Genomic DNA, 4672 nt, shown 5'->3' on the forward strand with positions numbered 1-4672 from the left:
GCGCATCGCCTTCGCCCCGTTGCACGGCGACCACGGCGACATCCTGCGCGCTAACTTCCGCGCCCAGGTCACCGACCGCCTCGCCGCCCGGCTCACCGGCCCCGACGCCGGGCTGCGCGCCGAACTGGCCGTCGCCGCGCTCATCGGGGTCGGCGTCATGTACGGCATCGCCCGCGGCCCCCACCTGCGCGAGAGCGGCCCGGACGAGGTGGCCGACCGCTACGGGCCGCTCGTACAGGCCCAGCTGACGCCCTGACTCACCCCTCGGGGCCGGTCAGCACTGCCTCCGCGCAGCGGCGGAACGCGGCGAGCAGACGGCCGTTGTCGCCCGCGCGGGTGGCCAGCGCGACATGGCACGGCTCCACGCCGTGCAGCGGGATCGCGGTCAGATCCGGTCGCGCCGGCATCCCCGGCGCGGCGGCCGCGATCGCCAACGCCTGGCCGGACGCGACCAGTTCGAACTTGTCCTCGATGTCCCCGATGAACGGCCCGTCCGGCGCCGGCCGTCCGTCCGGGCGCGGGTCGATCCGCCAGAACGCGTCCCACAGCGGGTCCGGGACGCGGGGGAGAGGCTCGTCGGCGATGTCGTCCAGTGTCACCGACTCCTTGCCCGCCAGCCGGTGGTCCAGCGGGACCACCACCACGCGTGGCTCGTCGTAGAGCACGGTCACGCGCAGCCCGTCGGTGGCGAACGGCAGCCGGGCCACCAGCGCGTCCACCCGGTGTCCGAGCAGCGCCTCCGGGGCCTCGTGCCAGCGCAAGTGCGTGGCCCGCACCTCCGCGTCCGGGAACGTGCGCCGCATCTCCCGCACGGCCGGGGTGACCAGCACGCCGGTGGTGTAGCCGACGGTGATCCGGCTGGGTTCGGCGGCCGCCCGCGCCTCCGTCGCCGCCTGGTGCGCGGTCCGCAGCAGCGCCCTGGCGCGGGGCAGGAAGACCTCGCCGGCCTCGGTGAGCCGGGTGCCCTGCGGGGTGCGGTCCAGCAGTTCGACGCCCAGCTCCCGCTCCAGCCGCCGTACCTGACGGCTGAGCGAGGGCTGGGTGATGTGCAGGGCGGTGGCCGCGCGGCCGAAGTGCCGGTGCTCGGCGACGACCGTGAAGTACCGGACCAGCCGGAGATCGAGATCCGCGAAGTCGGACATGCCCCTCAGCGTACGGCCCCCCGCACCAGCGGTGATGCCCGGAACGTATTGCGCCATGCGGAAGAAGCCTTGGACGCGCGAGTTCCGTCCGGCCGACGATGGAGGCACTTCCACCGACCATCCGAGGAGAGCTTCACCATGCGTGTTTTCGTCACCGGTGCCACCGGGTTCATCGGCTCCGCCGTGGTCCCCGAACTGACCGGCGCCGGGCACGAGGTCGTCGGCCTCGCCCGGTCGGACGACGGGGCCGCCGCGCTGAAGGAGGCGGGCGCCGAGGTGTTCCGGGGCAGCCTGGACGACCCCGAGGGCCTGGCCCGCGCGGCGGACGGCGCCGAGGGGGTGATCCACCTGGCCTTCGTGCACGACTTCGTCGACTTCGACGCGGCCGGTGCCACCGACCTGCGGGCCATCGAGGCGATGGGCGCCGCCCTGGCGGGCTCCGGCCGGCCGCTCGTCGTCACCTCCGGCACCGCGATCGCCCCGCCGGGCCGCCTCGTCACCGAGGCCGACGCGCCCGCGCCGGGCACCCACCGCACCCCGTCCGAAGAGGCCGCCGTCGCACTGGCCGAGCGGGGCGTGCGGGGTTCCGTGGTGCGGCTCGCGCCCTCCGTGCACGGGCCCGGCGACCGGGGCTTCGTACCGCACCTCATCCGCATCGCCCGCGAGAAGGGCGTCGTCGCCCAGGTCGGGGACGGCGCCAACCGCTGGCCCGGTGTGCACCGGCTCGACGCCGCCCGGCTGTTCCGGCTGGTGCTGGAGCAGGCCCCGGCCGGTACCCGGTGGCACGCGGCCGCCGACGAGGGTGTGCCGTTCCGGGAGATCGCGGAGGTCATCGGCCGCCACCTGGACATGCCCGTGGTGAGTGTGCCGCCGGAGCGGGCGGGGGAGCACTTCGGGTTCCTCGGCCGGTTCGCCGGGGTGGACAACCCCACCTCCAGCGCCGCGACCCGCGAACGGCTCGGCTGGCGGCCCACCGGGCCCGGACTCCTCGCCGATCTGGACGAGGGCCACTACTTCGAGTGAACCAGCACAGTAGGTCCGATCAAGTGAGCGGTTTGAAAGAACGTTTGCGCGGTTAATTGCACCGCATGACCAAGGAGGCACCGCGCAGGGGGCGGGACGAAACCAGGGAAGAGCGGGCCGACCGCAAGTGGGGCGAACTGATCCAGGAGGTACGTGTCGCGCAGACCGGTGTACAGATCCTGTTCGGCTTCCTGCTGACGGTGGTCTTCCAGCCCAAGTACGCCCAGCTCTCCAGCGCCAACCAGATGATCTACATCGTCACCGTGGTCCTGGGGGCCTGTGCGACCGGCGCCCTGATCGGGCCGGTCTCACTGCACCGCCTGGTCTCCGGGCGGCGGGTGAAACCGGAGGCGGTACGGCTGGCGGGGAGGCTGACCTTCGTCGGACTGGTGCTGCTCCTGGCCACCATGGCCTGCTCGCTGCTCCTGATCCTCCGGGTGGCCACCCACGACGGCTATGTGCCGTGGCTGGTCGGCGCCGTCGTCTGCTGGTACCTGGTCTGCTGGTACGGCCTGCCGATCTGGGCCCGTTGCCGGCACTCGGACCCCGAGGACAGCTAACTACCGGTACGGGCCGCGAGGGCCGCCAGCGAGCGGTCGTGGACCCGGCTGAGCAGCAGCAGGGAGAGCACGGAGCCGATCAGGGCGCAGAACATGTCCCACTGGGTGTCCCACACGTCGCCCTGGGTCGCGAGGAAGGCGTCGGCTCCGTGCCCGCCGATCACGGCGGCCAGCCACTCCAGCAGTTCGAAGCAGGCGCTGAAGGCCAGGCAGGCGCACACCGTCAGCGGGGCCAGCCAGCGGCTGCCGCGCAGCGGCGAGGTACGGGTGAGCAGCTCCCGTACCAGGATCGCCGGGACGAAGCCCTGCATCAGATGCCCGAACCGGTCGTACGGATTGCGGCTCAGGTGCAGGGCGTCCCGCACCCAGTCGCCCGCCGGGACCTGCGCGTACGTGTAGTGGCCGCCGACCGCCAGCACCAGGGCGTGCGCGGCGAGCAGACCGCACAGCAGCCCGGTGAGCGGGAAGCGCCGCCACAGGAGCACCACCAGGGGCAGCCCGATCAGCACCCAGAAGGTCTCCAGGAACCACGTCGTGCGGTCCCGCGCGCCCCACACGGAGACGGCCAGGCCCACGGCGGCCACGCCCCCGAACACGACGGGCGGCACCGTGCGGCGGACGTGCGGCCGGGCGGGGTGGACTGCGGTCATGGCGGGCTCCAGAGGCTGGGCGGCGTCGGTCGCCCCATCGTCCGGCCGCCCGGCGCGCGGGGCATGAGTACCGGTACTCATGCCCCCGCGGCGCGTCACTAGGGCTTCTCTCCCACGGCGCCGCGCAGCGCGGTGAGGCAGGAGCCGATCGCCTGCTGCAGCTCCTCCAGACGCCGGACCATGTCGTCCTCGTAGAAGTCCGGGGCGTCGTCGAAGGTCAGCTCCTCGAAGGCGCGGGTGGCCTTCTGCAGACTGCCGTAGAACTTGGTGCGCCGCTCCTGCACCCGGAGTTCGGGGTCGGCCTCGACGGTGTCGGCGACCAGCGTCTTCAGCGTGTCGTACGCCTCCACCGCCCACTCGCCGGTGTCCTCGTCGTCCTCCAGCTCGTCGATCAGCGACAGATGGCGCTCGGCCTCCTCGCGCAGTTCGGCGGGGGCCTCGACGGTCTGTCCGGCCGGGGTCCTGATCTGCCCGGACTCCGCGATCTGCCGGACGTAACCGATCTTGTCGGCGGCGCGGCTCTCGGTGGCGACGGCCTTCTTCAGATCGTCGGTGCGCACCACGTCCCGCGCCAGCTCGGCCTGGAGCTCCGGGTCCTCCTTGATCCGGTCCAGCAGGGCGGAGCGGGCCGCGCGGGCCGTGGAGGGATCGGCCAGGATGGCGGCGCGCAGCGCGGTCGGGTTCTCGGCCACCTCCAGCGCCTTCGTCGGCCGGATGCCCTCGGCCTCGGCGGCCTCCGCGATGGCCGTGCCGCGCTCGGACGTGGCGCTGCTACGGGAGGAGTAGTAGCTCAACCAGACGTCGGAGTCCGGGAGTTGGACGTCCTGGCCCGGCTCCAGCGTCTCGAACTGCGGGACCAGGCCGTCGTCGGCGGCCCGGTCCCACGCCCGGTAGTAGCGCATGACCCGCTCCGGGGAGCACTCCGCCAGCTCCGCGAACTCCTTCGCGGACACCTTCGGGGTCTCCCCGGCCGCCTGCCCGCCCGGCCGCACACTGCGCGCCACCATCAGCGCGAAGGCCCAGCCGCCGGTGCGCGCGTACACCCCGAACTCGCGGGCGTCACGCGCCACCAGGTCGGACAGGGGCGCCACCGCGGCGGCAGTCGTCTCGGAGGGGTCGATGGCCAGGGTCACGGATGGCTCTCCTGCGTACGGGGGCTCGGTGGTGCGGCCACCCGGCCGGCCGGGCGCCGAGGGCAGCCTATATGGCCCGATAGGCGATGTTTGGCCGCAGCCGCCCCCGCTCCCTCAGCGCTCGCGGTTGGCGAGCGTGTCCAGCAGGGCGCCCAGCTCGGCCG

5 protein-coding genes and 1 pseudogene are annotated in these 4672 nt (G+C 73.4%); 3 read left to right on the forward strand and 3 right to left on the reverse strand.

Annotated elements, in window-relative coordinates; translation table 11 throughout:
• A pseudogene (locus GT030_RS16360) lies at window positions 1–256 on the forward strand (TetR/AcrR family transcriptional regulator); the annotation flags it as partial.
• A gap of 1 nt (window position 257) precedes the next feature.
• On the opposite strand, the gene GT030_RS16365 reads toward GT030_RS16360, so the two are convergent.
• Window positions 258–1142, reverse strand: a complete 885-nt coding sequence (locus tag GT030_RS16365; protein ID WP_161201727.1) for a LysR family transcriptional regulator — start codon at window positions 1140–1142, stop codon at window positions 258–260.
• Window positions 1143–1280: 138 nt separating this feature from the next.
• Between GT030_RS16365 and GT030_RS16370 the strand changes: the two genes are divergently transcribed.
• Both GT030_RS16370 and GT030_RS16375 read left to right on the forward strand, forming a co-directional pair.
• Window positions 1281–2165 (forward strand): SDR family oxidoreductase, encoded by an 885-nt coding sequence (locus GT030_RS16370; RefSeq protein ID WP_161201728.1) that lies wholly within the window; start codon window positions 1281–1283, stop codon window positions 2163–2165.
• A gap of 65 nt (window positions 2166–2230) precedes the next feature.
• Complete coding sequence (locus GT030_RS16375; RefSeq protein WP_161201729.1) at window positions 2231–2725, forward strand: DUF6328 family protein; 495 nt, start codon at window positions 2231–2233, stop codon at window positions 2723–2725.
• On the opposite strand, the gene GT030_RS16380 is transcribed toward GT030_RS16375, so the two are convergent.
• Window positions 2722–3375 (reverse strand): DUF2238 domain-containing protein, encoded by a 654-nt coding sequence (locus GT030_RS16380; RefSeq protein ID WP_202460164.1) that lies wholly within the window; start codon window positions 3373–3375, stop codon window positions 2722–2724. The two genes, GT030_RS16375 and GT030_RS16380, sit on opposite strands and share 4 nt — an antisense overlap.
• A gap of 98 nt (window positions 3376–3473) precedes the next feature.
• The gene (locus GT030_RS16385; RefSeq protein WP_161201730.1) at window positions 3474–4508 is read right to left on the reverse strand and encodes a hypothetical protein; all 1035 of its coding nucleotides are present in this window, start codon (window positions 4506–4508) and stop codon (window positions 3474–3476) included.
• Window positions 4509–4672 lie beyond the last annotated feature (164 nt).

The organism is Streptomyces sp. SID1328 (assembly GCF_009865595.1).
Taxonomy (GTDB): Bacteria; Actinomycetota; Actinomycetes; order Streptomycetales; family Streptomycetaceae; genus Streptomyces; species Streptomyces griseoluteus.

Coding starts and splice junctions, on each gene's coding strand:
- GT030_RS16365 (WP_161201727.1), bottom strand. CDS start 1,142: ATGTCCGACTTCGCGGATCTCGATCTCCGGCTGGTCCGGTACTTCACG.
- GT030_RS16370 (WP_161201728.1), top strand. CDS start 1,281: ATGCGTGTTTTCGTCACCGGTGCCACCGGGTTCATCGGCTCCGCCGTG.
- GT030_RS16375 (WP_161201729.1), top strand. CDS start 2,231: ATGACCAAGGAGGCACCGCGCAGGGGGCGGGACGAAACCAGGGAAGAG.
- GT030_RS16380 (WP_202460164.1), bottom strand. CDS start 3,375: ATGACCGCAGTCCACCCCGCCCGGCCGCACGTCCGCCGCACGGTGCCG.